The 23,445-nt window shown below is 55.2% G+C and carries 22 protein-coding genes and 4 tRNA genes; 13 read left to right on the plus strand and 13 right to left on the minus strand.

Annotated elements, in window-relative coordinates:
- The first annotated feature begins 164 nt into the window (after nt 1-164).
- The 5 genes from PGR09_RS13150 (at nt 165) to cysM (ending at nt 4,983) form a co-directional block, all read left to right on the plus strand.
- Nucleotides 165-1,181, plus strand: a complete 1,017-nt coding sequence (locus tag PGR09_RS13150; protein ID WP_015365488.1) for a sulfate ABC transporter substrate-binding protein — start codon at nt 165-167, stop codon at nt 1,179-1,181.
- Entirely contained in the window at nt 1,181-2,014 is an 834-nt protein-coding gene (cysT, locus tag PGR09_RS13155) for a sulfate/thiosulfate ABC transporter permease CysT (protein ID WP_015365489.1), read from the plus strand. The genes PGR09_RS13150 and cysT overlap by 1 nt, the downstream gene beginning before the upstream one ends.
- Nucleotides 2,014-2,889, plus strand: a complete 876-nt coding sequence (gene cysW, locus PGR09_RS13160) for a sulfate/thiosulfate ABC transporter permease CysW (protein WP_015365490.1) — start codon at nt 2,014-2,016, stop codon at nt 2,887-2,889. The genes cysT and cysW overlap by 1 nt, the downstream gene beginning before the upstream one ends.
- Complete coding sequence (gene cysA / locus PGR09_RS13165) at nt 2,879-3,973, plus strand: sulfate/thiosulfate ABC transporter ATP-binding protein CysA (protein ID WP_047043512.1); 1,095 nt, start codon at nt 2,879-2,881, stop codon at nt 3,971-3,973. The genes cysW and cysA overlap by 11 nt, the downstream gene beginning before the upstream one ends.
- Nucleotides 3,974-4,071: 98 nt before the next feature.
- Nucleotides 4,072-4,983: a cysteine synthase CysM gene (gene cysM, locus PGR09_RS13170; protein WP_015365492.1), complete on the plus strand. Its 912-nt coding sequence runs from the start codon at nt 4,072-4,074 to the stop codon at nt 4,981-4,983.
- 45 nt (nt 4,984-5,028) lie between these two features.
- On the opposite strand, the gene PGR09_RS13175 is transcribed toward cysM, so the two are convergent.
- Both PGR09_RS13175 and ptsJ read right to left on the minus strand, forming a co-directional pair.
- Entirely contained in the window at nt 5,029-5,745 is a 717-nt protein-coding gene (locus tag PGR09_RS13175) for a type 1 glutamine amidotransferase (RefSeq protein WP_047043520.1), read from the minus strand.
- A gap of 14 nt (nt 5,746-5,759) precedes the next feature.
- On the minus strand, nt 5,760-7,055 hold the full coding sequence (gene ptsJ, locus PGR09_RS13180; RefSeq protein ID WP_430916222.1) for a transcriptional regulator PtsJ: 1,296 nt from the start codon (nt 7,053-7,055) through the stop codon (nt 5,760-5,762).
- A gap of 82 nt (nt 7,056-7,137) precedes the next feature.
- Here ptsJ and pdxK point away from each other — a divergent pair, with 82 nt between their 5' ends.
- Nucleotides 7,138-8,001 (plus strand): pyridoxine/pyridoxal/pyridoxamine kinase, encoded by an 864-nt coding sequence (gene pdxK / locus PGR09_RS13185; protein ID WP_015703132.1) that lies wholly within the window; start codon nt 7,138-7,140, stop codon nt 7,999-8,001.
- A 2-nt stretch (nt 8,002-8,003) separates the two neighbouring features.
- Complete coding sequence (locus PGR09_RS13190) at nt 8,004-8,231, plus strand: hypothetical protein (protein ID WP_015703131.1); 228 nt, start codon at nt 8,004-8,006, stop codon at nt 8,229-8,231.
- A gap of 42 nt (nt 8,232-8,273) precedes the next feature.
- Here the strand turns inward: PGR09_RS13190 and crr are convergent, their stop codons facing one another.
- The 5 genes from crr to cysZ all read right to left on the minus strand — a co-directional run bounded on the left by crr (nt 8,274) and on the right by cysZ (nt 13,145).
- Entirely contained in the window at nt 8,274-8,783 is a 510-nt protein-coding gene (gene crr, locus PGR09_RS13195) for a PTS glucose transporter subunit IIA (protein WP_015365497.1), read from the minus strand.
- Between the two features lie 42 nt (nt 8,784-8,825).
- Nucleotides 8,826-10,553 (minus strand): phosphoenolpyruvate-protein phosphotransferase PtsI, encoded by a 1,728-nt coding sequence (ptsI, locus tag PGR09_RS13200; protein ID WP_015365498.1) that lies wholly within the window; start codon nt 10,551-10,553, stop codon nt 8,826-8,828.
- 44 nt (nt 10,554-10,597) lie between these two features.
- Nucleotides 10,598-10,855 (minus strand): phosphocarrier protein Hpr, encoded by a 258-nt coding sequence (ptsH, locus tag PGR09_RS13205; protein WP_000487600.1) that lies wholly within the window; start codon nt 10,853-10,855, stop codon nt 10,598-10,600.
- 379 nt (nt 10,856-11,234) lie between these two features.
- Complete coding sequence (gene cysK / locus PGR09_RS13210) at nt 11,235-12,206, minus strand: cysteine synthase A (protein ID WP_045362238.1); 972 nt, start codon at nt 12,204-12,206, stop codon at nt 11,235-11,237.
- A gap of 177 nt (nt 12,207-12,383) precedes the next feature.
- On the minus strand, nt 12,384-13,145 hold the full coding sequence (cysZ, locus tag PGR09_RS13215) for a sulfate transporter CysZ (RefSeq protein ID WP_047043535.1): 762 nt from the start codon (nt 13,143-13,145) through the stop codon (nt 12,384-12,386).
- 230 nt (nt 13,146-13,375) lie between these two features.
- Here cysZ and zipA point away from each other — a divergent pair, with 230 nt between their 5' ends.
- The 3 genes from zipA to PGR09_RS13230 all read left to right on the plus strand — a co-directional run bounded on the left by zipA (nt 13,376) and on the right by PGR09_RS13230 (nt 16,750).
- Nucleotides 13,376-14,440: a cell division protein ZipA gene (zipA, locus tag PGR09_RS13220; RefSeq protein ID WP_430916224.1), complete on the plus strand. Its 1,065-nt coding sequence runs from the start codon at nt 13,376-13,378 to the stop codon at nt 14,438-14,440.
- A gap of 74 nt (nt 14,441-14,514) precedes the next feature.
- Nucleotides 14,515-16,530, plus strand: coding sequence for an NAD-dependent DNA ligase LigA (ligA, locus tag PGR09_RS13225; RefSeq protein ID WP_045392584.1), 2,016 nt, complete (start codon nt 14,515-14,517; stop codon nt 16,528-16,530).
- 1 nt (nt 16,531) lies between these two features.
- Complete coding sequence (locus PGR09_RS13230) at nt 16,532-16,750, plus strand: DUF3820 family protein (RefSeq protein WP_013878164.1); 219 nt, start codon at nt 16,532-16,534, stop codon at nt 16,748-16,750.
- Here PGR09_RS13230 and PGR09_RS13235 read toward each other — a convergent pair.
- Nucleotides 16,747-17,745: a bile acid:sodium symporter family protein gene (locus PGR09_RS13235; protein WP_045392582.1), complete on the minus strand. Its 999-nt coding sequence runs from the start codon at nt 17,743-17,745 to the stop codon at nt 16,747-16,749. The two genes, PGR09_RS13230 and PGR09_RS13235, sit on opposite strands and share 4 nt — an antisense overlap.
- 89 nt (nt 17,746-17,834) lie before the next feature.
- On the opposite strand from PGR09_RS13235, the gene PGR09_RS13240 reads away from it, so the two are divergent.
- A complete protein-coding gene (locus tag PGR09_RS13240; protein WP_045392579.1) occupies nt 17,835-18,761 on the plus strand; it encodes a LysR family transcriptional regulator in 927 nt (308 codons plus the stop codon).
- Nucleotides 18,762-19,009: 248 nt separating this feature from the next.
- Nucleotides 19,010-20,815 (plus strand): cation:proton antiporter, encoded by a 1,806-nt coding sequence (locus PGR09_RS13245; RefSeq protein WP_430916225.1) that lies wholly within the window; start codon nt 19,010-19,012, stop codon nt 20,813-20,815.
- A 96-nt stretch (nt 20,816-20,911) separates the two neighbouring features.
- On the opposite strand, the gene PGR09_RS13250 is transcribed toward PGR09_RS13245, so the two are convergent.
- The 4 genes from PGR09_RS13250 to PGR09_RS13265 form a co-directional block, all read right to left on the minus strand.
- A tRNA-Lys gene (locus PGR09_RS13250) sits at nt 20,912-20,987 on the minus strand.
- A gap of 4 nt (nt 20,988-20,991) precedes the next feature.
- Nucleotides 20,992-21,067 (minus strand) — tRNA-Val (locus PGR09_RS13255).
- A 46-nt stretch (nt 21,068-21,113) separates the two neighbouring features.
- Nucleotides 21,114-21,189, minus strand: a tRNA-Val gene (locus PGR09_RS13260).
- A gap of 46 nt (nt 21,190-21,235) precedes the next feature.
- Nucleotides 21,236-21,311, minus strand: a tRNA-Val gene (locus tag PGR09_RS13265).
- Between the two features lie 258 nt (nt 21,312-21,569).
- Here PGR09_RS13265 and gltX point away from each other — a divergent pair.
- Nucleotides 21,570-22,988 carry a glutamate--tRNA ligase gene (gene gltX / locus PGR09_RS13270; RefSeq protein ID WP_020078209.1) on the plus strand — a complete coding sequence of 473 codons (1,419 nt, stop codon included), beginning with the start codon at nt 21,570-21,572 and terminating at the stop codon, nt 22,986-22,988.
- A 55-nt stretch (nt 22,989-23,043) separates the two neighbouring features.
- Here the strand turns inward: gltX and PGR09_RS13275 are convergent, their stop codons facing one another.
- Complete coding sequence (locus PGR09_RS13275) at nt 23,044-23,439, minus strand: YfeC-like transcriptional regulator (RefSeq protein WP_047045741.1); 396 nt, start codon at nt 23,437-23,439, stop codon at nt 23,044-23,046.
- Nucleotides 23,440-23,445 lie beyond the last annotated feature (6 nt).

Here is a 23,445-nt window from a genome sequence, read left to right on the forward strand (position 1 = left end):
ATGACACGTCGAATCTGCGAGCCGCTTTCAGCAAAGCTTTGCCAGTTGCTTATTCTCTTTTCTACTTCTAAATCGCCAAACGGTATATAAAACCGTTACTCCTTTCGTACTCGTTATAAATATGATGATCATCAGTAAATGATCATTTTTGATAAGGGTGCGCAATGGCCGTTAAATCACTGAAAAAAGGATATCTGGCGCTGGCGGCTTCCATGCTGCTGGTGGCGCAGGCGCAGGCGACTGAACTGCTGAACAGTTCCTATGATGTTTCCCGCGAGCTGTTCGCCGCCCTTAATCCGCCTTTTGAGCAGCAGTGGGCAAAAGAAAACGGCGGCGATAAGCTGACCATCAAGCAGTCCCATGCGGGCTCCTCCAAGCAGGCGTTGGCGATTCTGCAAGGCCTGAAGGCTGACGTCGTGACCTATAACCAGGTGACGGACGTCCAGATTCTGCATGATAAAGGCAACCTGATCCCGGCAGACTGGCAGAGCCGTCTGCCGAATAACAGCTCGCCGTTCTATTCGACCATGGCTTTCCTGGTGCGTAAGGGCAATCCCAAAAATATTCACGACTGGAACGATCTGGTGCGTTCTGACGTGAAGCTGATTTTCCCGAATCCTAAAACTTCAGGCAACGCGCGCTATACCTATCTTGCGGCCTGGGGGGCGGCGGATAAAGCCGATGGCGGCGATAAAGCCAAAACCGAACAGTTTATGACCCAGTTCCTGAAGAACGTCGAGGTCTTCGATACCGGCGGTCGCGGCGCGACCACCACCTTCGTCGAGCGCGGGCTGGGCGATGTGCTGATTACTTTTGAATCGGAAGTTAACAACATCCGTAAACAGTATGAAGCGCAGGGTTTCGAAGTAGTGGTGCCGAAGGTCAATATCCTTGCCGAGTTCCCGGTAGCGTGGGTAGACAAAAACGTTAAGGCCAACGGTACTGAAAAAGCGGCGAAAGCCTACCTGAACTATCTCTATAGTCCGCAGGCGCAGACCATCATCACCGATTACTACTATCGCGTGAATGACCCGAAAGTCATGGCGTCGCTGAAAGATAAATTCCCGCAGACCGAACTGTTCCGCGTGGAAGACCAGTTTGGCAGCTGGCCTGAAGTGATGAAAACCCACTTCGTCAGCGGCGGCGAGCTGGACAAACTGCTGGCAGCGGGGCGTCAGTAATGTTGGCTGTGTCGTCCAAGCGCGTGCTGCCGGGCTTTACCCTGAGCCTTGGCACCAGCCTGCTATTTGTGTGCCTGATTTTACTGTTGCCGCTCAGCGCGCTGGTAATGCAGCTGGCGCAGATGAGCTGGGCGCAGTACTGGGAGGTGATTACCAACCCGCAGGTGGTCGCTGCCTATAAAGTCACGCTGCTGTCTGCTTTTGTGGCGTCAATTTTTAACGGTGTGTTTGGCCTGCTGATGGCGTGGATCCTTACCCGCTATCGTTTCCCGGGCCGTACCCTGCTGGATGCCCTGATGGACCTGCCGTTCGCGCTGCCGACGGCGGTGGCCGGCCTGACGCTGGCCTCGCTGTTCTCGGTTAATGGCTTGTACGGCGAATGGCTGGCGAAGTTTGATATCAAAGTGACTTATACCTGGCTTGGCATCGCGGTGGCGATGGCCTTTACCAGCATCCCGTTTGTGGTGCGTACCGTGCAGCCAGTGCTGGAAGAGTTAGGGCCGGAATATGAAGAGGCGGCGGAAACCCTCGGCGCGACGCGCTTACAGAGTTTCCGCAAAGTGGTGCTGCCGGAGCTGTCGCCGGCTCTGCTGGCGGGGATTGCGCTGTCGTTTACCCGCAGCCTTGGCGAGTTCGGCGCGGTGATTTTTATCGCCGGCAACATCGCGTGGAAAACGGAAGTGACTTCGCTGATGATTTTCATTCGTTTGCAGGAGTTTGATTACCCGGCGGCGAGCGCGATTGCCTCGGTGATCCTCGCGGCGTCGCTGCTGCTGCTGTTCTCCATCAACACTCTGCAGAGTCGCTTTGGTCGACGCGTGGTAGGTCACTAATGGCGGAAGTTACTCAATTGAAGCGCTATGACGCGCCCCGGATCAACTGGGGCAAATGGTTTCTGATCGGCGTCGGGATGCTGGTATCCGCCTTCATCCTCGTGGTGCCGATGATTTATATTTTTGTCCAGGCTTTCAGTAAAGGGTTAATGCCGGTGCTGGAAAATCTGGCCAACCCGGACATGCTGCACGCCATCTGGCTGACGGTGATGATTGCGTTGATTACCGTGCCGGTGAATCTGGTGTTCGGTACGCTGCTGGCCTGGCTGGTGACGCGCTTTACCTTCCCTGGCCGCCAGCTGCTGCTGACGATGCTGGATATCCCGTTCGCCGTCTCGCCGGTGGTGGCAGGTCTGGTTTATTTACTGTTTTACGGCTCCAACGGCCCACTCGGCGGCTGGCTTGATGAGCACAACCTGCAGATCATGTTCGCCTGGCCGGGCATGGTGCTGGCGACTATCTTCGTCACCTGTCCGTTTGTGGTCCGCGAGCTGGTGCCGGTCATGATGAGTCAGGGGAGCAATGAAGATGAAGCGGCGATCCTGCTCGGCGCTTCCGGTTGGCAGATGTTCCGCCGGGTGACGCTACCCAATATTCGCTGGGCGCTGCTGTACGGCGTGGTGTTGACCAACGCCCGCGCGATTGGCGAATTCGGCGCGGTGTCGGTCGTTTCCGGCTCGATCCGCGGCGAAACGCTATCGCTGCCGCTGCAAATTGAATTACTGCAGCAGGACTACAACACCGTCGGTTCGTTTACCGCCGCGGCCCTGCTGACGTTAATGGCTATTTTGACCCTGTTTTTAAAGAGTATGTTGCAATGGCGTCTGGCCAATCAGGAAAAACGCGCGCAACAGGAGGGAAATCATGAGCATTGAGATTGCCAATATTAAGAAATCGTTTGGTCGCACCCAGGTGCTGAATGATATCTCGCTGGATATCCCTTCCGGGCAAATGGTTGCGCTGCTGGGGCCGTCCGGCTCCGGTAAAACCACTTTATTGCGGATTATCGCCGGGCTGGAGCATCAATCCAGCGGCCATATCCGTTTTCACGGCACCGACGTGAGCCGGATGCACGCCCGCGATCGTAAAGTGGGCTTTGTTTTCCAGCACTATGCGCTGTTCCGTCATATGACGGTGTTCGATAACATCGCCTTTGGCCTGACCGTGCTGCCGCGTCGTGAGCGTCCCAATGCGGCGGCGATTAAAGCCAAAGTGACCAAACTGCTGGAGATGGTGCAACTGGCCCATCTTGCCGACCGTTATCCGGCGCAGCTTTCCGGCGGCCAGAAGCAGCGCGTAGCGTTAGCGCGCGCGCTGGCGGTCGAGCCGCAAATTCTGCTGCTGGATGAACCCTTTGGCGCGCTGGATGCGCAGGTGCGTAAAGAACTGCGCCGCTGGCTGCGCCAGCTGCACGAAGAATTAAAATTCACCAGCGTGTTTGTTACCCACGATCAGGAAGAGGCGATGGAAGTCGCCGATCGGGTGGTGGTAATGAGCCAGGGCAATATCGAACAGGCCGATGCGCCTGAACGCGTGTGGCGGGAACCTTCGACCCGTTTTGTGCTCGAGTTTATGGGCGAAGTTAACCGCCTGCAGGGCACCATTCGCGGCGGCCAGTTCCACGTCGGCGCCCACCGCTGGCCTTTAGGCTATACCCCGGCATATCAGGGGCCGGTCGATCTGTTCCTGCGACCGTGGGAAGTAGATATCAGCCGCCGTACCAGCCTGGATTCGCCGTTGCCGGTGCAGGTGCTGGAAGCCAGTCCGAAGGGGCACTACACCCAATTAGTTGTCCAGCCTCTGGGGTGGTATGACGAACCGCTGAGCGTGGTGCTGGCGGGCGATGAGGCCCCGTCCCGCGGCGAACGCCTGTTTGTCGGCTTGCAGAATGCGCGCCTGTATAATGGAACCGAACGCATCGAACCGCGCGGCGAACTTGCTCTGGCAGAGACGGCCTGATAGCTTAAATCCACGTGCTTTTGCCGGGCGGCGCTGCGCTGACCCGGCCGACAGCCCGGAGCGCATGACGCGGCCGGGCTTTTTATTGGACAGCTGAAGTGAACACATTAGAACAAACAATCGGCAACACGCCGCTGGTGAAATTACAACGTCTGGGGCCGGACAACGGCAGCGAAATCTGGCTTAAGCTTGAGGGCAATAACCCGGCGGGCTCGGTAAAAGATCGCGCTGCGCTGTCGATGATTGTCGAAGCGGAAAAGCGCGGCGAAATTAAACCAGGCGACGTGCTTATCGAGGCGACCAGCGGTAATACCGGTATCGCGCTGGCGATGATAGCGGCGTTAAAAGGCTATCAGATGAAACTGCTGATGCCGGACAACATGAGCCAGGAGCGCCGTGCCGCAATGCGCGCCTACGGCGCTGAACTCATCCTGGTCACCAAAGAGCAGGGGATGGAAGGCGCTCGCGATCTGGCCGCCGCGATGGCCGAGCGTGGCGAGGGTAAACTATTGGATCAGTTTAACAATCCGGATAACCCTTACGCCCATTACACCACCACCGGCCCGGAGATCTGGCGCCAGACGGACGGGCGTATCACCCACTTTGTTTCCAGCATGGGCACCACCGGTACCATTACCGGCGTATCGCGTTTTCTGCGCGAACAGGCGAAACCGGTGAGCATCATTGGGTTGCAGCCGGAAGAGGGCAGCAGCATTCCGGGGATCCGCCGCTGGCCGCAGGAATATATGCCGGGCATTTTTAATGCCTCGTTGGTGGATGAGGTGCTGGATATCCACCAGCAGGATGCGGAAAACACGATGCGCCAGTTGGCCGTACAGGAAGGGATCTTCTGTGGCGTCAGTTCCGGCGGCGCGGTTGCCGGGGCGCTGCGTATTGCTCGCGCCAATCCGGGCGCGGTGGTGGTGGCGATCATCTGCGATCGCGGCGATCGCTATCTCTCAACCGGCGTGTTCGGCGAAGAACACTTCAGCCAGGGGGCGGGTATCTAAACGCGCTATCACGGCCTCCCATGCCTGGCATGGGGGGCGGTTAACCTAAAGTGCGTATTTCGCTACCAGCTTATCCAGAAACGCCCATAGCTTTTGATTCATCTCGCGATAATCCCATTGCCTCATTTCATCTTCGCTGCGAATAAAGCGCCTGCCTTTTGCGGCGGTAAGTTCAGGTTGCGAGTGCGTAATTAATAACTCGATGACCTCCGTGTCAAACTCCATATGGCACTGAAAACCGTAGACCCGATCGCTATATTTGACGATTTGCCGCGGGCACCCTTCGCTGGAGGCCAGGACTTCCGCCGCAGGCGTCAGGCCCGGCATATCGTTGTGCCAGTGGCCGACTACCACCGATGGACCGAAATGGGCGATGTTGTCATCCTGCAGTCCGGCGGTGGTCAGGATGATAGGATAGTGGCCAATCTCTTTTTCCGGGCTTTGCATCACCGGCGCCCCCAGCGCTTCGCCGATAAGCTGCGACCCGAGGCAAATCCCGACCACGATACGCCCGGCGGCAATCGCCTGGGCAATCAGGTTTTTCTCGGCATGGGCATCAAACCATGGGCACTCGGCAAGCGTAGTGCGTGGTGATTGCGGGCCGCCAAGTACCACCAACATATCAAAACCTTCGGCATTCGCCGGCAGCGGATCCCCGACATAAACTCGCGACCAGCTGGCCTGATAGCCGCGCGCGTTAACCCAGCGCAGATAGGCGCCAGGCGCTTCAAAAACTTCATGGACGATAAAGTGGATCCGCATAACAACTCCCGTGTTTAACAAGGTAAGACCAGCGATAAATCGTGTGCAAGTTGTTCAATTTGCGCCTCGGTTAAAGCGCCCAGCGACAGGCGCAGGCCATGCGACGGTGTTTTCACGCCAAAGGCTTCACCTTCACGCACCAGCCAACCGGCACGCGCCAGACGCAGCGCCAGCGACTGGCTGACGGTTGATAGCGGCAGCCAGAAATTAAGACCATCGCCAGGCGGAAAATCGCCAACGCCCTGGCGGGCCAACGCGGCGGCGAGCCGCTGATTTTGCTGCTGATAATGGCGCTGGCTCGCAGTCAGAGAAGCGGTAAAAGCGTTATCATTCAGGCAGGAGAACGCCAGCTCTTGTAGTAAATGGCTGACCCACTGGCTACCGGCGTTCAGGCGCAGGCGCAGCGCCGCTGAGGTGGTCGGATCGCTGGCGACTATCGCCAGGCGCAAATCCGGGCCCAGGGTTTTGGACATTGAGCGCACCAGCGCCCAACGCTGAATGCCTTCAGGTAGAGGATTGTGCCAGCGTGTCGCTGAGAGCAGGGCGAAGTGATCGTCAACGATCGCCAGCGTCTGCGGATAGCGGGCGAGCACGGTGCGAATCGCTTGTGCGCGCTCGGGCGTCAAACTGCAGCCGGTCGGGTTGTGGGCGCGTGGAGTCAGTATTACCGCACGGGCGCCGTTGCGCAGCGCTTCTTCAAGCCGCTCTGGGTTCATGCCTTCACCGTCGACGGCGACAGTGCTGGGCTGGAAACCGGCGTAACGCAGCATATTGATGCTGCTCAGAAAGCAGGGGTCTTCTACCGCGACGCTGTCGCCGGGTAGCAGCAGTGCGCAGAGCAGGCGTTCAAGGGCGTCAATTGCGCCGCTGGTCAAGTTGATGTCAAATTCGTGGCCAATATCGCGACTGACCCACTCCCGCGCCCAGTTAGCCAGACGCGGCTCAACGGCGGCATCGCCATATAAGTGCGGGGTCCGCGACAGCTTGGGAAGAAAACGGCCAATATCCGGTAGACGTCGCGGATCCGGATTGCCGCCGGAAATATCAATCAGCGATGTCGTCGGATCGCCGCCCTCGACCGCATTAAGCGTATTAAGCGCCTTAATGGCCGTGCCGTTGCGCCCCTGGCTGACGGCGAGCCCTGAGGTCACCAGCCGCTTGTAGGCCGCCGCCACCGTATTGCGGTTGACTGCCAGTTCGCCTGCCAGCTCGCGCACCGGCGGCAGCGCCTCTCCGGGTTGCAACGCGCCGCTCTGCACCAGATGACGGATGTTATCGAAAATCTCGTTTGCGGTTTTTCCGGTGAACATTATTGACCTATGACAAAATGAATTTTAGCATAGGACGAATGATAATCAGAGTATGACCCGCTGTCCAGCGGGGGGAGAAAGGATGAGTCAGCAAGACGAAATACAGTCCGTGCTCTTTAACGACCACAGCCGGGCGCTGGAGGTTGATATCGTGGCGGTGCAATCGCAGGTGGTCTATGGCAGCGTCGGTAACAGTATCGCGGTACCGGCAATCAAGCAGCATGAATTGCGGGTGATGGCGGTGCCCACGGTGTTATTCAGCAATACCCCACATTACGATACTTTCTACGGTGGGGTGATCCCGGAAGAGTGGTTTAGCGGCTATCTGCGGGCGCTGGAGGAGCGTGATGCGCTTCGCGAGCTGCGGGCGGTAACCACCGGGTATATGGGCAGCGCCGGGCAAATTGCGCTGCTGGCGCAGTGGCTGCAGCGGATCCGTGTGCACCATCCCGACCTCTGTATTCTGGTTGACCCGGTGATTGGCGATGTAGATAGCGGCATCTACGTAAAAGCGGAGATCCCCGAGGCTTATCGCCGCCACCTGTTGCCGCTGGCGCGGGGGATCACGCCAAATCTTTTCGAGCTCGAAACCCTCAGCGGCATGCCGTGCCACAACCAGCAGGAAGCGGTGATCGCCGCGCGTAGTCTGCTTTCCGATACCCTAAAGTGGGTGGTGATTACCAGCGCGCCTGGGCTGGATGCTTCGACTATTAACGTGCTGGTGGTCACCGACGATGCAGTCGAAGTGGTCGTCCATCCTCGCGTCGAAACCGACCTCAAAGGTACCGGCGACCTGTTCTGCGCCGAGCTCATCAGCAACCTGGTGTGCGACATGCCGTTGGGCGACGCTACGCGCGCCGCCGCTCAGCGCGTACTGGCGGTAATGACCTGGACCGAGAGTCAGGGCTGCGATGAACTCATTTTACCGCCGTCGGGAGCGCAATAACGATGCATAGCTATCGGTTAGTGGTACGCAGAGAGGGGAGAACCGTTGGCCATTTTGAGACGATGGGGATGAACGCTCTGGAAGATGCCTGTAGGGCGAGAACGATGTTTGAAAACGAGAGCGGCTGCCAGTGCGAGCTATGGGTCGCGGATAGCGAACGGCGGATTCTGGAAAGTAGCCCGCAGGGGATGAAAATCCTGGCGAGTGAAAAGTGCTACCGGCCGGCATAAAAAAATGGCGCCTGAAGGCGCCATTTTCTCGGCAAGCAAGAATTACTTCTTGATGCGGATAACCGGAGTTTCACCAACGGTGACGCTACCGGACAGTTTGATCAGCTCTTTGATCTCGTCCATGTTGGAGATAACAACCGGAGTCAGGGTAGACTTGGCTTTTTCTTCCAGCAGCGGCAGATCGAATTCGATAACCGGGTCGCCGACTTTCACGCGCTGACCTTCTTCAGCGATGCGCTTGAAGCCTTCGCCTTTCAGTTCAACGGTATCGATACCGAAGTGAACAAACAGCTCAATGCCGCTATCGGATTCAATAGAGAAAGCATGGTTGGTTTCAAAAATTTTACCGATGGTACCCTCTACCGGCGCAACCATTTTGTTGCCAGTAGGTTTGATGGCAATGCCATCACCCACAATTTTCTCCGCAAAAACCACATCCGGCACGTCTTCGATGTTGACGATCTCGCCAGAGAGCGGAGCAACAATCTCAATAGTTCCGGTGTCTTTTTTGTCATCAGAAACCAGAGATTTCAGTTTATCGAACAAACCCATGATCTTCTCCTAAGCAGTAATTTGGGCCGCGCATCTCGTGGATTAGCAGATTGTTTTTTCTTCAATGAACTTGTTAACCAGCGTCATTAACTCGTCCGTCGTCGGTTGAGCAAGAGCCTGCTCTGCTAATACTTTTGCATCTTCGAAGTTCGTGTTACGAATAATCTTCTTGATGCGCGGGATGGAAATGGCGCTCATAGAGAATTCGTCCAGCCCCATACCCAGCAACAGAAGTGTAGCACGTTCATCGCCTGCAAGCTCACCACACATACCCGTCCATTTGCCTTCTGCATGAGAAGCATCAATAACTTGCTTGATCAGAGTCAGCACAGACGGTGACATCGGCTGGTAAAGATGCGAGATCATATCATTACCACGGTCAACTGCCAGAGTATATTGCGTTAAATCATTGGTTCCGATACTAAAGAAATCAACTTCTTTGGCTAAATGACGAGCAATGGTCGCGGCTGCCGGGGTTTCCACCATCACGCCGATCTCAATCGATTCGTCAAAAGCTTTACCTTCGTCACGCAGTTCCTGTTTGTAGATCTCAATCTCTTTCTTCAGTGCGCGCACTTCTTCAACAGAGATGATCATCGGGAACATGATGCGCAGCTTACCGAAAGCGGAGGCACGCAGGATAGCGCGAACCTGGTCGCGGAGGATCTCTTTACGATCCATCGCGATACGCACGGCGCGCCAGCCGAGGAACGGGTTCTCTTCTTTCGGGAAGTTCATGTACGGCAGCTCTTTATCGCCGCCGATGTCCATGGTGCGAACGATAACGGCCTGTGAGCCGCACGCTTCAGCCACCGCTTTATAAGCTGCAAACTGTTCTTCTTCAGTCGGCAGAGAATCGCGGTCCATGAACAGGAATTCAGTACGGTACAGGCCAACGCCTTCCGCGCCGTTGCGCTCAGCGCCATCGACGTCGCGAACGGTACCGATGTTGGCGCAAACTTCAACCTGATGACCGTCGAGAGTGATGGCCGGCAGATCTTTCAGTTTCGCCAGTTCTGCTTTTTCTTCAGCAACCTGCGCCTGCAGCGCACGCAGCTCTTCGATTTTTTCGTTGCTTGGGTTAACCAGAACCTGGTTGTTAACCGCATCGAGAATCAGATAGTCGCCGTTTTTCACCTGGGAGGTGACGCTTCCGGTACCGACGATTGCCGGCAGCTCAAGGGAGCGCGCCATGATAGAGGTGTGGGAAGTACGGCCACCCGCGTCGGTGATGAAACCCAGCACCTTGTTCAGGTTCAGCTGTGCGGTTTCCGACGGGGTGAGATCGGCGGCAACGAGGATAACTTCATCCGCGATAGCGCTCAGATCGATGATTGCCAGGCCCAGAATGTTGCGCAGCAGACGTTTACCGATGTCGCGTACGTCAGCGGCACGCTCTTTCAGGTATTCGTCATCCAGCTCTTCCAGTGCAGTTGCCTGACCTTCGATAACTTCATTGGCTGCCGCATCGGCAGTCATGTGCTTATCTTTAATCAGGGCTATGATTTCCTGCTCAAGCTCCTCATCTTCCAGCAGCATAATATGCCCTTCGAAGATGGCTTCTTTTTCTTCACCGAAAGTTTCACCAGCTTTGGTTTTGATGACCTCCAGCTGGGCGGAGGCCTTGGTGCGGCCGTTCAGGAAACGTTCAACTTCCTGATCAACCTTATCGGCAGAAATTTTCTTCCGGTCGATGACAATTTCGTCTTCTTTCAGCAGGAGAGCCTTGCCGAAAGCGATACCCGGGGATGCTAAAATGCCTGAAATCATAACCCTACCTTACTTGTGACTGATATTAAAAAGAACCCGTGAACTTACTCGAGTTCAGCCATCAGTTTAACCAGATGCTCAACTGCTTTTTGCTCATCTTCGCCTTCAGCGGAGATGGTCACAACGGTACCCTGAGTCAGGCCCAGAGTTTGCAGTTTGAACAGGCTTTTTGCGCTGGCGCTTTTGCCGTTGGAGGTTACAGTGATCTCAGAAGTGAAGCCTTTCGCTTCTTTAACAAACTGAGCAGCAGGGCGGGTGTGCAGACCGTTCGGAGCGGTAATGGTAACTTCTTGCTGGAACATTATATTTCCCCAACTTATAGGTTTAGTGTTGTGGACCTAAAGTCTAGCCTAACGACCAAACTTTAGCCTGTATTGTTAGCGCCGGCGTTACGTGTGTGGCTAAGGCGTCAGCAGCGGAACCGTTGAGAGGACCTTAAGTCCGTTGACGTCTAGCACTTCATTAAACATTATGCCGCGAAAGGAAGACTTGAACCAAATCATAAAATCGATTCAGCCTGCGGAAATCCAAATCTGAATAATTTCGCGCTTCAAAATAAATGTGCTGGTTAAATACCAGACCCTACGAGGTGAATCAATGCCAGGAGGGGTAAAACTTTGACGTATGCCACAAAAAAGCACCCGAAAAGGTGCTTTTTTACACGGTTTTTACAAACTGGCACTACTGTTGCAATTCTTTCTCGGTGAAGAGATCTGCGAACAGCGCCGTGCTTAAATAACGCTCACCGGAAGACGGTAGGATAACCACAATATTCTTATTGGTAAAGGCCTCATCTTCCTGCAGCTTTAACGCCGCGGCGACAGCCGCGCCGGAAGAGATACCGGCCAGAATACCTTCTTCTTCCATCAGGCGACGAGCAGTGGAGATGGCTTCTTCGTTGGTGATGGCGACCACTTTATCGACCAGTTTCAGGTCGAGGTTGCCCGGGATAAAGCCGGCGCCGATGCCCTGAATTTTGTGCGGGCCAGGTTTCAGCTCTTCGCCAGCCAGCGCCTGAGTGATAACCGGCGAGTCGGTTGGCTCAACGGCGACGGTGATCAGATCTTTTTTGCCTTTCGTGCCTTTAATATAACGAGAGACACCGGTCAGGGTACCGCCGGTACCTACGCCGGAGATAAAGACGTCAACCTGGCCGTCGGTGTCTTCCCAGATTTCCGGGCCGGTGGTCTTTTCGTGAATTTCCGGGTTCGCCGGGTTACTGAACTGCTGCAGCAGCAGATATTTTTCCGGGTCGCTGGCGACAATCTCTTCCGCCTTCTGGATGGCGCCTTTCATGCCTTTCGCGCCTTCGGTCAGCACCAGGTTAGCGCCCAGCGCTTTCAGCAGCTTGCGGCGTTCCACGCTCATGGTTTCCGGCATGGTCAGCGTCAGTTTGTAGCCGCGAGCGGCGGCGACGTAGGCGAGGGCGATACCGGTGTTGCCGCTGGTTGGTTCAACCAGTTCCACACCCGGTTTCAGTACGCCGCGCTTTTCAGCATCCCAAATCATATTGGCGCCGATACGGCATTTAACGCTAAAGCTCGGGTTACGAGATTCTACCTTGGCCAGGATTCGGCCATTACCGATGCGGTTCAGTCGTACCAGCGGCGTATGACCGATAGTCAGGGAGTTGTCTTCAAAAATCTTACTCATGGCCCGTCCTTAACTGTATGAAATTTGGGGGTACGGCTTCAGCATACCCGCTTAAACAATATCCGGAAGTAAGGATTTAGCATATCTATATGCTGAAGGGAAATAATGATGAGCAAGAAGGAATAAGACGGAAATAAGGGGCGGCGTGAACCGCCCTGAAAGAGACAGCTCAGCTCGCTATTTCCACATGGCGTGCTTATCGCGGTAGCAATCCACCCACATCGCCGTCGCGCCGCAGATAGCGACTGGCAGAATGACCAGGTTGAGAACCGGGATCATGGTGAACAGGCTGGTCAGCGCGCCAAACTGCATGTTAATGACCTTCCGCGAGCGCAGCGCCTCGCGCATGGTTTTAAACGGCACTTTATGGTTATCGAACGGATAGTCGCAGTACTGAATGGCCAGCATCCAGGCGCTAAACAGGAACCACAGTACCGGCGCGACGGTTTGGCCAATGCCGGGGATAAAGTACAGCAGCAACAGAACGATGGCGCGCGGCAGGTACCAGGCAAACTTTTGCCATTCGCGTTTCATAATGCGCGGGACATCTTTCATGATGCCGAATACGCCAACATCCGGCGGCGTGGCGCCGGTCAGTCGCGCTTCGAGCTGTTCCGCCAGCAGACCGCTAAACGGCGCGGCAATCCAGTTGGCGATGGTCGAAAAGAAGTAACCAAATACCAACAAAATAGAGATAACCGCCATCGGCCATAGCAGGTAGTTTAACCACTGAAGCCATTCAGGCACATGGCTCATTAATGAAGGGATCCAGCTATCGAGGCGGGTAAACAGCCACCAGAACGCGCCGCCCATCAGAATGACGTTAACTAATAAAGGCAGGAACACGAAACGTCGGATCCCTGGCAGCCTGATGAGTTTCCAGCCTTGTGAAAAATAGTAGACGCCGCTACGTGGGGTAGTTGCGGATGATGAAACCATAGTCAGGCGATGCTCCTTTTTTAACATTCAGTGTGAATGCCCGCTTATTTTATCGGGTTGCCAGACAATAACCAGTTAGGAAATGTTCGAAAAAACAGCAAAAAGCACGATTTAGTTCATCTTTATGGGGTGAAAGGGGCAGACGCACTTGCACTTGATGTAATCGGCAAATACTCTTAGTGAGTAAATGTTTGCCGTGGTGGCAAGGTGTTAGAACAACAGAGAATATAATGATGCAGGATTTGCGTCTGATATTAATCATTGTTGGCGCGATCGCCATAATCGCTTTACTGGTACATGGTTTCTGGACCAGCCGTAAAGAGCGTTCCTCGATGTTCCGCGATCGCCCACTGAAACGTATGAAGTCTCGCGACGATGAAACATCGGAAGGCGATGACTTTGATGACGATGTTGAAGGCGTAGGTGAAGTTCGCGTTCACCGGGTTAATCACGCCCCGAACGGCGCATATGGGGAGCAAGAAGCACCTCGTCAGGCGCCGCAACACCAGTATCAGCCTCCGTACGAGCGTCAGGTGCAGCAGCCTGTGCGTCAGGACGAGCCCGTGCATCAGGCGCCGCCGCACGCGCCGCGCCCGCAGCAGCCTGTTGCTCCGCAGCCGCACGTTCAGCCGCCGCAGCACGTTGCCCCTGCGCAGCCGGTCCATCAGCCGCAGCCGACCCAGCCTCAGCCGGTACCGCCGCAATACCAGCAGCCGGTGCAGCCTGCGCCGCAGCAGCCTGTAGCGCAACAGCCGGCGCCAGTCCAACAACCTGTGCCGGTTCAACAGCCAGCCGCGCCGCAGCCGCAACAGGCGCCTGAAGCGCCAGCCGCTGAACCTCAGCAGCCAGCCGCCGCGCCGCAGCCGAAAGAGCGCAAAGAGACGGTCATCGTGATGAACGTCGCCGCGCATCATGGTTCGCAGCTTAACGGTGAACTGCTGATCAACAGCATCCAGCAGGCCGGCTTTAAGTTTGGCGATATGAATATTTTCCACCGTCATTTAAGCCCGGACGGTAGCGGACAGGTATTGTTCAGCCTGGCGAACATGGTTAAACCTGGCACCTTTAATCCGGATGCGATGGTGGATATGACCACGCCGGGCGTGACTATCTTTATGCAGGTGCCGTCGTTTGGCGACGAGCTGCAAAACTTTAAACTGATGCTGCAGTCGGCGCAGTACATCGCCGATGAAGTTGGCGGCGTGGTGCTTGACGATCAGCGCCGGATGATGACGCCGCAGAAACTGCGCGAGTACCAGGATCGTATTCGCGAAGTAAAAGAGGCTAACGCCTGATTTACGCGCTAGCGTGTCGTCTGCTTAATCTGAACCCCCGCCCGTCGGGGGTTTTTTATCATTGATGGTGCGATATGGAACCAATCGAACAAAAACTGACTGAACTGCGAACTACCCTTCGCCATCATGAATATCTGTATCATGTTATGGACACTCCGGAGATTCCCGATGCGGAATATGACCGGCTGATGCGTGAACTGCGCGAACTCGAAGCTCAACATCCTGAACTGATAACCCCCGACTCGCCGACCCAGCGCGTGGGCGCGGCGCCATTGGCCTCTTTCAGCCAGATTCGCCATGAAGTGCCAATGCTGTCGCTGGATAACGTCTTTGATGAAGAGAGTTTCCTCGCCTTTAACAAACGCGTGCAGGACCGTTTAAGCGATACCGCGGACCTGACCTGGTGCTGTGAGCTCAAGCTCGATGGCCTCGCGGTCAGCATCCTGTATGAAAACGGCGTGCTGATGCAGGCGGCGACCCGTGGCGATGGCACCACCGGCGAGGATATCACCTCCAACGTGCGGACCATTCGCGCTATTCCGCTGAAGCTACGCGGCGACAATATTCCGGCGCGTCTGGAAGTACGCGGGGAAGTGTTCCTGCCGCAGGCCGGATTTGAAAAAATTAATGAAGAAGCGCGCCGCACCGGCGGCAAAGTGTTTGCTAACCCGCGCAATGCCGCCGCGGGCTCGTTGCGCCAGTTGGATCCGCGTATTACCGCGAAGCGACCGCTTACTTTCTTCTGCTACGGCGTTGGCGTGCTGGAAGGCGGCGAACTGCCGGCCAGCCACTCTGCGCGTTTGCAGCAGTTTAAGCAGTGGGGATTGCCGGTGAGCGACCGCGTGAAGCTGTGTCATTCTCCAGAGGAAGTGCTTACTTACTATCGCCAGGTTGAGGAAGACCGTCCGCATCTTGGTTTTGATATTGACGGCGTGGTGATAAAAGTTGATTCGCTGGCGTTGCAGGAGCAGCTCGGTTTCGTTGCCCGCGCCCCGCGCTGGGCGGTGGCCTTTAAATTCCCGGCCCAGGAACAGATGACTTTCGTCAACGATGTGGAATTCCAGGTTGGCCGTACCGGAGCGATTACGCCGGTTGCGCGCCTGGAACCGGTGCACGTGGCCGGGGTGCTGGTCAGTAACGCCACGCTGCATAACGCCGACGAAATCGAACGTTTAGGCTTGCGCATTGGCGATAAAGTGGTGATTCGCCGTGCCGGGGACGTGATCCCGCAGGTCGTCAACGTAGTGCTTTCCGAACGCCCGGAACATACGCGTGAAATCATCTTCCCAACCCATTGCCCGGTCTGTCATTCCGATGTTGAACGCGTAGAAGGGGAAGCGGTGGCGCGCTGTACCGGCGGGCTTATCTGCGGCGCGCAGCGTAAAGAAGCGCTGAAGCACTTTGTCTCCCGACGGGCGCTGGATGTCGACGGTATGGGCGATAAAATCATCGATCAGCTGGTTGAGAAAGAGTACGTGCATACGCCAGCCGATCTGTTCCGCCTTAGTGCCGGTAAGCTAACCGGGCTGGATCGCATGGGGCCGAAGTCGGCGCAAAACGTGGTCAACGCGCTGGAAAAAGCAAAAGAGACGACCTTCGCCCGCTTCCTGTATGCGTTAGGTATTCGCGAAGTCGGTGAGGCGACAGCAGCGGGACTGGCAGCGCATTTTGGCACTATTGAAGCGCTGGAACAGGCTTCGATTGAGGAGCTGCAGAAGGTGCCTGACGTCGGGATTGTCGTCGCCACACATACTTTTAACTTCTTCGCCGAAGAGAGCAACCGCGAGGTCATCGCGCAACTGCGCGCTGAAGGCGTTCGCTGGCCGGCGCCGGTGGTGGTGAAGGCGGAAGAAATTGACAGTCCGTTTGCTGGTAAAACCGTGGTATTAACCGGTAGCCTGAGCCAGCTGTCGCGCGATGATGCCAAAGCGCGGCTGGTCGCGCTGGGGGCGAAAGTCGCCGGCAGCGTGTCGAAGAAAACCGATCTGGTGATTGCCGGCGAAGCGGCGGGTTCTAAGCTTGCGAAGGCGCAGGAGTTAGGCATTGAGGTTATCGATGAAGCCGAAATGATGCGCCTGCTGGGAGAATAACGTGGATAAAGCGCAGCTCATCGAGATTGCTAATACCGAGATGCCGTTTGGCAAATATAAGGGGCGCCGCTTGATCGACGTCCCGGAAGAATATTTGCTGTGGTTTGCCCGTAAGGATCAATTCCCTGCCGGGCATCTCGGCGAGCTGATGGCGTTGACCTTATTGATCAAGACCGAGGGGCTGACGCAACTGGTTCAGCCCCTGAAACAACCGCGTTAACCTGCCGTGGCGCGGGATTTCTCCTGCGCCAGTTGGGCGTCTGTCTGCGCTTTATAGCGACGAGCCAGTACGGCGCAGACCATCAGTTGGATCTGATGGAAGATCATTAGCGGCAGCACCATTATTCCCAGAATCGACGCCGGGAACAGGATATTCGCCATCGGTATCCCGTTCGCCAGGCTCTTTTTCGAGCCGCAGAAGACGATGGTAATTTCATCCGGCTTGCTAAAGCCGCAGCGGCGGGCGACAAAGATATTGATCGCGATGACAATAGCCAAGAGTACCAGGCTGACAACGACGATAAACAGCAGCGATCCCACGCCCACTTTATGCCAGATTCCATTGACGACGGCTTCGCTAAAGGCGGAGTAGACCACCAGCAGGATTGAGGTCTGGTCGGTTTTGCCAATCCATTTTTTATGTTTCGCCACCCAACTACCGATCCACGGGCGCGACAGGTGGCCGAGTACAAACGGCAGCAGCAGCTGCAGCATAATCTTACCGACCTGTTCCAGATCGCCGCCAGCGCCATGCAAATGCATCAGCAGTCCTACCAGCAATGGCGAGACAAAAATACCGAGCAGACTTGACGCTGAAGCGGAACAGACCGCCGCGGCGACGTTACCGCCGGCGAGCGAAGTAAAGGCAATTGCTGACTGTACGGTCGCCGGTAAGATACAAAGGTAAATAAAACCGCTATAAAGCATCGGGTCGACCTTAATCGGCGCCCACCACGCAAACAGAACCCCCAGAACCGGAAAAACAATAAAGGTGCTGCACATCACCCACAGGTGTAAACGCCAGTGGCTGCCGCCGGCGATAATTGCTTCACGCGACAGCTTGGCGCCGTGCATAAAGAATAATAGCGCGATGGCGGCGGTGGTGAGGTGCTCGACGAAAGGGACGAATTCGCCGCGCGCCGGAAAGAACGAGGCCAGCAGAACCACGGTAATCAATGTCAGTGTAAATGGATCAAGAATGCGGAAAAGTTTCATAAACGCTCCTGAAATTCGATGCCGCTATTGTGCTTTCTTTGTTTTGAGAAATAAAATTGATTTATTGCATCTATTCATGAATAAAAAAGATGAATTACTCGCTACGTCAGTTAAGGGTCTTTATCACCGTTGCCAGGGCGCGCAGTTTTAGCCGTGCCGGGGAGATTATTGGTCTCAGCCAGTCGGCAGTAAGCCATAGTGTTAAGGAGCTGGAGCACCAGACCGGCGTACGTTTGCTCGACAGAACGACGCGTGAAGTGGTGCTCACCGAGGCAGGCCATCAGCTGGCGGGCAGGCTTGAGCGTTTGCTTGATGAACTCCATGTGACCCTACGTGAAGCGGGGCGGGTAGGGCAGCAGTTGACGGGGACCGTGCGCGTCGCCGCCAGCCAGACCATCTCGGCGCATCTGATCCCGCAATGCATCGCACATAGCAATCGCCGCTATCCGGATATTGATTTCGTACTGCATGACAGGCCGCAGCAGTGGGTGCTGGAAAGTATCCGTCAGGGCGAGGTTGATTTTGGTATCGTTATCGATCCGGGGACGGCGGCAGATCTGCAGTGCGAGTCCGTGTTGGCGGAACCTTTTCTGTTGTTATGCCGTGAGGATCACCGCTTTTCCCGGCAGTCATCGGTCAACTGGCAGGAGCTGCAGGGGGAGAGGCTGGTATTACAGGACTATGCTTCCGGCAGTCGGCCGCTGATTGATGCCGCGCTGGCGCGTTTCGCCATCAAAGCCGATATCGTGCAGGAGATTGGTCATCCGGCGACGCTGTTCCCGATGGTGGAATCGGGGATTGGTATTAGCGTGCTGCCGGCGCTGGCTTTACCCTTGCCGCAGGGCAGCCGTTTGCAGGTAAAAAGATTAACCCCGGTTGTGGAGCGCCAATTGATGCTGGCGCAGCGAAAAAATCGCTCTCTGTCGACCGCGGCGCAGGCGCTATGGGAGATCGTACGCGAAGAGGGCGCAAACCTTACATCAGCCAGGGTCGAGGACCCGCTGTATCAGCGCTAAGCGTCATTCTTAACGCTGGTGGGGAACGCTACTTTTTATACTGCACAATCGTAGATATTTCCTTTTCTCATGCCTGGTGAAAACCCTAATTTAGTCTGTTCAGAAATCAACAGCCCCAATTTGAATCATTGTTTAAATACACTACGTTCGATCAACTTGTTTACACTATACAGAGAATAGAGCGGAGCGTGTCATTGTCGGGCTGCCGAGCTGTTGAATTTTCCAGACGCTATTTGAGAATGGTAAAAATGGAATTATCAGTCCCTTTTATGCTCGTTATTATTTCCATTGCTTCGCTGCTTGCTCAGTGGTTGGCGTGGCGATTACGTATACCTTCTATCCTGCCGCTGCTGCTCATCGGCGTACTACTTGGCCCCGGGGTGCATTTATTGCAACCGGATATATTATTTGGTCCTCTACTTTTCCCACTGGTATCGCTGTCGGTGGCCATCATTCTGTTTGAAGGGGCCCTAACGCTACGCTTTGACGAGATTCGCGGCTTGGGTGGTATTGTGCGCAATTTGGTCACAATTGGAATGTTGATTACCTTCGCCGTTATCTCACTAACCTGCTGGGGGATTTTAGGCCTCACGCCGCAGATTTCAGCGCTGATCGGGGCGGTCACGGTGGTTACAGGGCCGACAGTGATTTCTCCACTCATGCGAGTGGTTCGCCCAACAGCCTCTATTAATCAGGTACTGCGCTGGGAAGGGATCGTCATTGATCCGGTGGGAGCGATTTTTACACTATTAGTATTTGAGTTTATTACTTTGCAGGATCAAACGGGCACATGGCTTCATTTGCTGATCATGCTTACAAAAACGGTCGTTATAGGGCTGGTGAGCGGGGCGGTATTTGGCGTGTTCTTAGGGAATGCGCTCAGGCGTGGTTGGATCCCGGGTTATCTGCAAAACTTCGCTGTTCTATCCTTCGTTCTATTGACGTTTGGCGTGTCCAATACGCTGGCGGATGAATCTGGTCTGCTTGCGGTAACGGTTCTGGGGATCTGGCTGGCTAATATGCGAGAGGTTGAGACCTCGGATATCGTTGAATTTAAAGAAGAGCTATCCGCCATCTTACTTTCAGCGCTATTTATCATCCTGGCGGCCCGTCTGGATATCCATGCACTCTGGGCGATGGGCTGGCCGCTGCTGATATTGATGCTGATCGTCCAGTTTGTGGCCCGTCCACTATGCATTCTTGTCTCGACATGGCGTTCCAGCTTGCATTGGCGTGACAGGCTGATGTTATGTTGGATCGCCCCGCGCGGAATCGTTGCTGCCGCCGTCAGTTCCCTGTTTGCTTTGACGCTGCAAAAAAAAGGCTATGAGAACGCGGATCAGCTGGTAACCGTCGTTTTCGCAATCATTATAGGTACGGTAGTTTTGCAAAGCCTTACCAGCAGTCAATTGGCGCGCTGGCTTGGCGTGCAGCAACGTAGGCCTCGAGGAGTGCTGATTGTCGGGGCGAATACGGTCGCCAGAACCCTGGCCCAGGCGCTCAGAAAACTCGATATTCCGGTTCAGCTGAGCGATAACAGCTGGGAATACTACCGGCTGGCAAGAATGGAAGGGTTACCAACATATTATGGCAATGTCTGGTCTGAACATGCGGAAAACTACCTGAATCTGAGTGAGATTCGTCAGGTGATCGCCTTGTCGCCAAATCGTCACCAGAATGCGCTGACCGCCCTGCATTTTCAGCATATATTTGGTAATAATCGGGTCTTCTCAATCCGTACGGGGCCTGTGACCAAAGGACGTAGTGAGAAAGAAACGCGTCACGAACAGCTTTTCGATACTGAAATGACCTGGGCACGGCTTAGTAGCTTGATAGCGAAAGGCGCAGTCATGAAAGTCACTCGCCTGAATAACAATTTTGGCTGGCCGGAGTATCTCAGCACCAACCCCGGTGCAACACCGCTGTTTGCGCAAAGAGAGGATGGCAATCTGATAGCGATTAATAATGGAATCATGCCGCCGCCACCCTGTACCGTCGTGGCGATTATCGAACCTGGAGTGGAAAGTGAAAAAACTCCGTCAGAAGCGTATTGATAGCCTGTTCTTCATTGTTGGCTGTCGTTGCAGGCCGTTCCGCTATCTGGCGTTCTGCGCATAGCAAAAAGGCGCCTTTAGGGCGCCTTTTTACATTGGTGGGTCGTGCAGGATTCGAACCTGCGACCAATTGATTAAAAGTCAACTGCTCTACCAACTGAGCTAACGACCCGAAGTGGTGGGTGATGACGGGATCGAACCGCCGACCCCCTCCTTGTAAGGGAGGTGCTCTCCCAGCTGAGCTAATCACCCACTTCGGTACTTCACATTTTGACAGAAAATCCAGCTGGCGAGAAAGTGGTGGGTGATGACGGGATCGAACCGCCGACCCCCTCCTTGTAAGGGAGGTGCTCTCCCAGCTGAGCTAATCACCCACTTCTCAATTTTCTGTTCTACACGGCGGAGACTACGTAAAGTAGTTGGTGGGTGATGACGGGATCGAACCGCCGACCCCCTCCTTGTAAGGGAGGTGCTCTCCCAGCTGAGCTAATCACCCCCGCTGTGTGGAGTCGCATTATAGGGAGAGTTGAAATTGAGTCAACGCCTTTTCTAAATAATTTGTTTGTTCGTCGTAAAATTAAACAAAGCGATCGCAAAATCAGCTTCGGCGTATGATTTATAAACAAAAATGGTAAAGCGTGATGTTGAAGCGGGATCTACATTGAGGAATCAGCCTGTGGTGTTAGAATATTCCCCTATCAATTCCAAGAACACTGCCGGCTATCGGCATCTTTATTAAACGTAAGGCCATTTCATGAAAATCAAAACTCGCTTCGCGCCAAGCCCAACAGGCTATCTGCACGTTGGCGGTGCGCGTACTGCTCTCTATTCCTGGCTTTTTGCACGTAACCACGGCGGTGAGTTTGTGCTGCGTATTGAAGACACCGATCTCGAACGCTCCACCCCGGAAGCAATTGAAGCCATCATGGATGGGATGAACTGGCTGAATCTGGAATGGGACGAAGGCCCGTATTTCCAGACTAAACGTTTCGATCGCTATAACGCGGTTATTGATGAAATGCTGGAAGCAGGCACAGCTTATAAATGCTACTGCTCGAAAGAACGTCTGGACGCGCTGCGCGAAGAACAGATGGCGAACGGTGAAAAGCCGCGCTACGACGGTCGCTGCCGCCATGATCATCAGCATCACGCCGCCGATGAGCCTTGCGTCGTGCGTTTTGCTAATCCGCAGGAAGGTTCGGTTATCTTTGACGATCAAATCCGCGGGCCGATCGAATTCAGCAATCAGGAGCTGGACGATCTGATCATTCGCCGTACCGACGGCTCTCCGACCTACAACTTCTGCGTCGTGGTGGATGACTGGGATATGGCGATCACCCACGTGATCCGCGGCGAAGACCACATCAACAATACCCCGCGTCAGATCAACATTCTTAAAGCGCTGAATGCGCCGGTACCGGTGTATGCGCACGTATCGATGATCAACGGCGATGACGGTAAAAAACTCTCCAAGCGCCACGGCGCGGTGAGCGTGATGCAGTACCGCGACGACGGCTACCTGCCGGAAGCGCTGCTGAACTATCTGGTGCGCCTGGGCTGGTCCCATGGCGATCAGGAGATCTTCACTCGCGAAGAGATGATCGAGTTCTTCTCGCTGGGCGCGGTGAGCAAGTCCGCCAGTGCGTTCAACACCGATAAACTGCTGTGGTTAAACCATCACTACATCAACACGCTGCCGGCGGAATATGTGGCGACGCATCTGCAGTGGCACATTGAGCAGGAAAATATCGATACCCGTAACGGCCCTCAGTTGTCCGAGCTGGTTAAGCTGCTGGGCGAGCGTTGCAAAACGCTGAAAGAGATTGCCCAGAGCTGCCGCTACTTCTATGAAGAGTTCGCCGAGTTCGACGCCGATGCGGCGAAGAAACACCTGCGTCCGGTGGCACGTCAGCCGCTGGAAGTGGTTCGCGATAAGCTGGCGGCCATTAGCGACTGGACGGCGGAAAATGTCCACCATGCGATTCAGGCGACCGCCGATGAGCTGGAAGTGGGCATGGGGAAAGTAGGCATGCCGCTGCGCGTGGCCGTGACCGGCGCGGGTCAATCTCCGGCGCTGGACGTCACCGTTCATGCTATCGGTAAATCCCGTAGCGTTGAACGTATCAACAAAGCGCTGGCGTTTATCGCCGAACGCGAAAGCCAGCAGTCCTGAGGCCGAGCGTAAGCTAAAGCAAGCGGCAGGTTAATCCTGCCGTTTTTTTTCGCCGCTATTTTGTCGCAGTGTTGATACCTAACCGCGCCAGGAAGCCACTAATGCCATCGCGGGCAAGAAGATCGCGCAGGTGAGTTTGTTCCGCGGCGGTCATCAGCTGCAGCGTATCGGCGATTTGCCGCCATACCGCATCCGCTTCATTGATAAAGTAGCCGCCGGGCTGTTCGGCGAGCTGGTACTCTTCATTCAGATGGCGAAATGCCGGAATATTGGTCAGAAAATCAATCACTGTCCTATCGATGACAATCAAACGCGCACGCCCGCCTTTGACGCCGGGAATCGCTTCGGTTCGCCACTTTTGTTCTCGCGCCCAACGGTTGACCGTTTGTCTGGCCAGACCCAGAACTTCGGCAAGCTCTGCAGGCGTCATTTTTTCTTTTAGTTTCATCATTCTTAT

Source organism: Klebsiella sp. 141251, assembly GCF_050600725.1.
In the GTDB taxonomy this organism is placed as follows: Bacteria; Pseudomonadota; Gammaproteobacteria; order Enterobacterales; family Enterobacteriaceae; genus Klebsiella; species Klebsiella aerogenes.

What these genes read in the sequence shown, in the direction of transcription:
- ligA (WP_045392584.1), top strand. Translation starts at nt 14,515, where the DNA reads ATGGAACCAATCGAACAAAAACTGACTGAACTGCGAACTACCCTTCGC.
- cysA (WP_047043512.1), top strand. Translation starts at nt 2,879, where the DNA reads ATGAGCATTGAGATTGCCAATATTAAGAAATCGTTTGGTCGCACCCAG.
- cysW (WP_015365490.1), top strand. Translation starts at nt 2,014, where the DNA reads ATGGCGGAAGTTACTCAATTGAAGCGCTATGACGCGCCCCGGATCAAC.
- crr (WP_015365497.1), bottom strand. Translation starts at nt 8,783, where the DNA reads ATGGGTTTGTTCGATAAACTGAAATCTCTGGTTTCTGATGACAAAAAA.
- PGR09_RS13245 (WP_430916225.1), top strand. Translation starts at nt 19,010, where the DNA reads ATGGAATTATCAGTCCCTTTTATGCTCGTTATTATTTCCATTGCTTCG.
- cysT (WP_015365489.1), top strand. Translation starts at nt 1,181, where the DNA reads ATGTTGGCTGTGTCGTCCAAGCGCGTGCTGCCGGGCTTTACCCTGAGC.
- zipA (WP_430916224.1), top strand. Translation starts at nt 13,376, where the DNA reads ATGATGCAGGATTTGCGTCTGATATTAATCATTGTTGGCGCGATCGCC.
- PGR09_RS13275 (WP_047045741.1), bottom strand. Translation starts at nt 23,439, where the DNA reads ATGATGAAACTAAAAGAAAAAATGACGCCTGCAGAGCTTGCCGAAGTT.
- pdxK (WP_015703132.1), top strand. Translation starts at nt 7,138, where the DNA reads ATGAGTCAGCAAGACGAAATACAGTCCGTGCTCTTTAACGACCACAGC.
- PGR09_RS13150 (WP_015365488.1), top strand. Translation starts at nt 165, where the DNA reads ATGGCCGTTAAATCACTGAAAAAAGGATATCTGGCGCTGGCGGCTTCC.
- ptsI (WP_015365498.1), bottom strand. Translation starts at nt 10,553, where the DNA reads ATGATTTCAGGCATTTTAGCATCCCCGGGTATCGCTTTCGGCAAGGCT.
- PGR09_RS13175 (WP_047043520.1), bottom strand. Translation starts at nt 5,745, where the DNA reads ATGCGGATCCACTTTATCGTCCATGAAGTTTTTGAAGCGCCTGGCGCC.
- ptsJ (WP_430916222.1), bottom strand. Translation starts at nt 7,055, where the DNA reads ATGTTCACCGGAAAAACCGCAAACGAGATTTTCGATAACATCCGTCAT.
- PGR09_RS13240 (WP_045392579.1), top strand. Translation starts at nt 17,835, where the DNA reads ATGAATTACTCGCTACGTCAGTTAAGGGTCTTTATCACCGTTGCCAGG.
- cysZ (WP_047043535.1), bottom strand. Translation starts at nt 13,145, where the DNA reads ATGGTTTCATCATCCGCAACTACCCCACGTAGCGGCGTCTACTATTTT.
- ptsH (WP_000487600.1), bottom strand. Translation starts at nt 10,855, where the DNA reads ATGTTCCAGCAAGAAGTTACCATTACCGCTCCGAACGGTCTGCACACC.
- cysK (WP_045362238.1), bottom strand. Translation starts at nt 12,206, where the DNA reads ATGAGTAAGATTTTTGAAGACAACTCCCTGACTATCGGTCATACGCCG.
- PGR09_RS13235 (WP_045392582.1), bottom strand. Translation starts at nt 17,745, where the DNA reads ATGAAACTTTTCCGCATTCTTGATCCATTTACACTGACATTGATTACC.
- gltX (WP_020078209.1), top strand. Translation starts at nt 21,570, where the DNA reads ATGAAAATCAAAACTCGCTTCGCGCCAAGCCCAACAGGCTATCTGCAC.
- PGR09_RS13190 (WP_015703131.1), top strand. Translation starts at nt 8,004, where the DNA reads ATGCATAGCTATCGGTTAGTGGTACGCAGAGAGGGGAGAACCGTTGGC.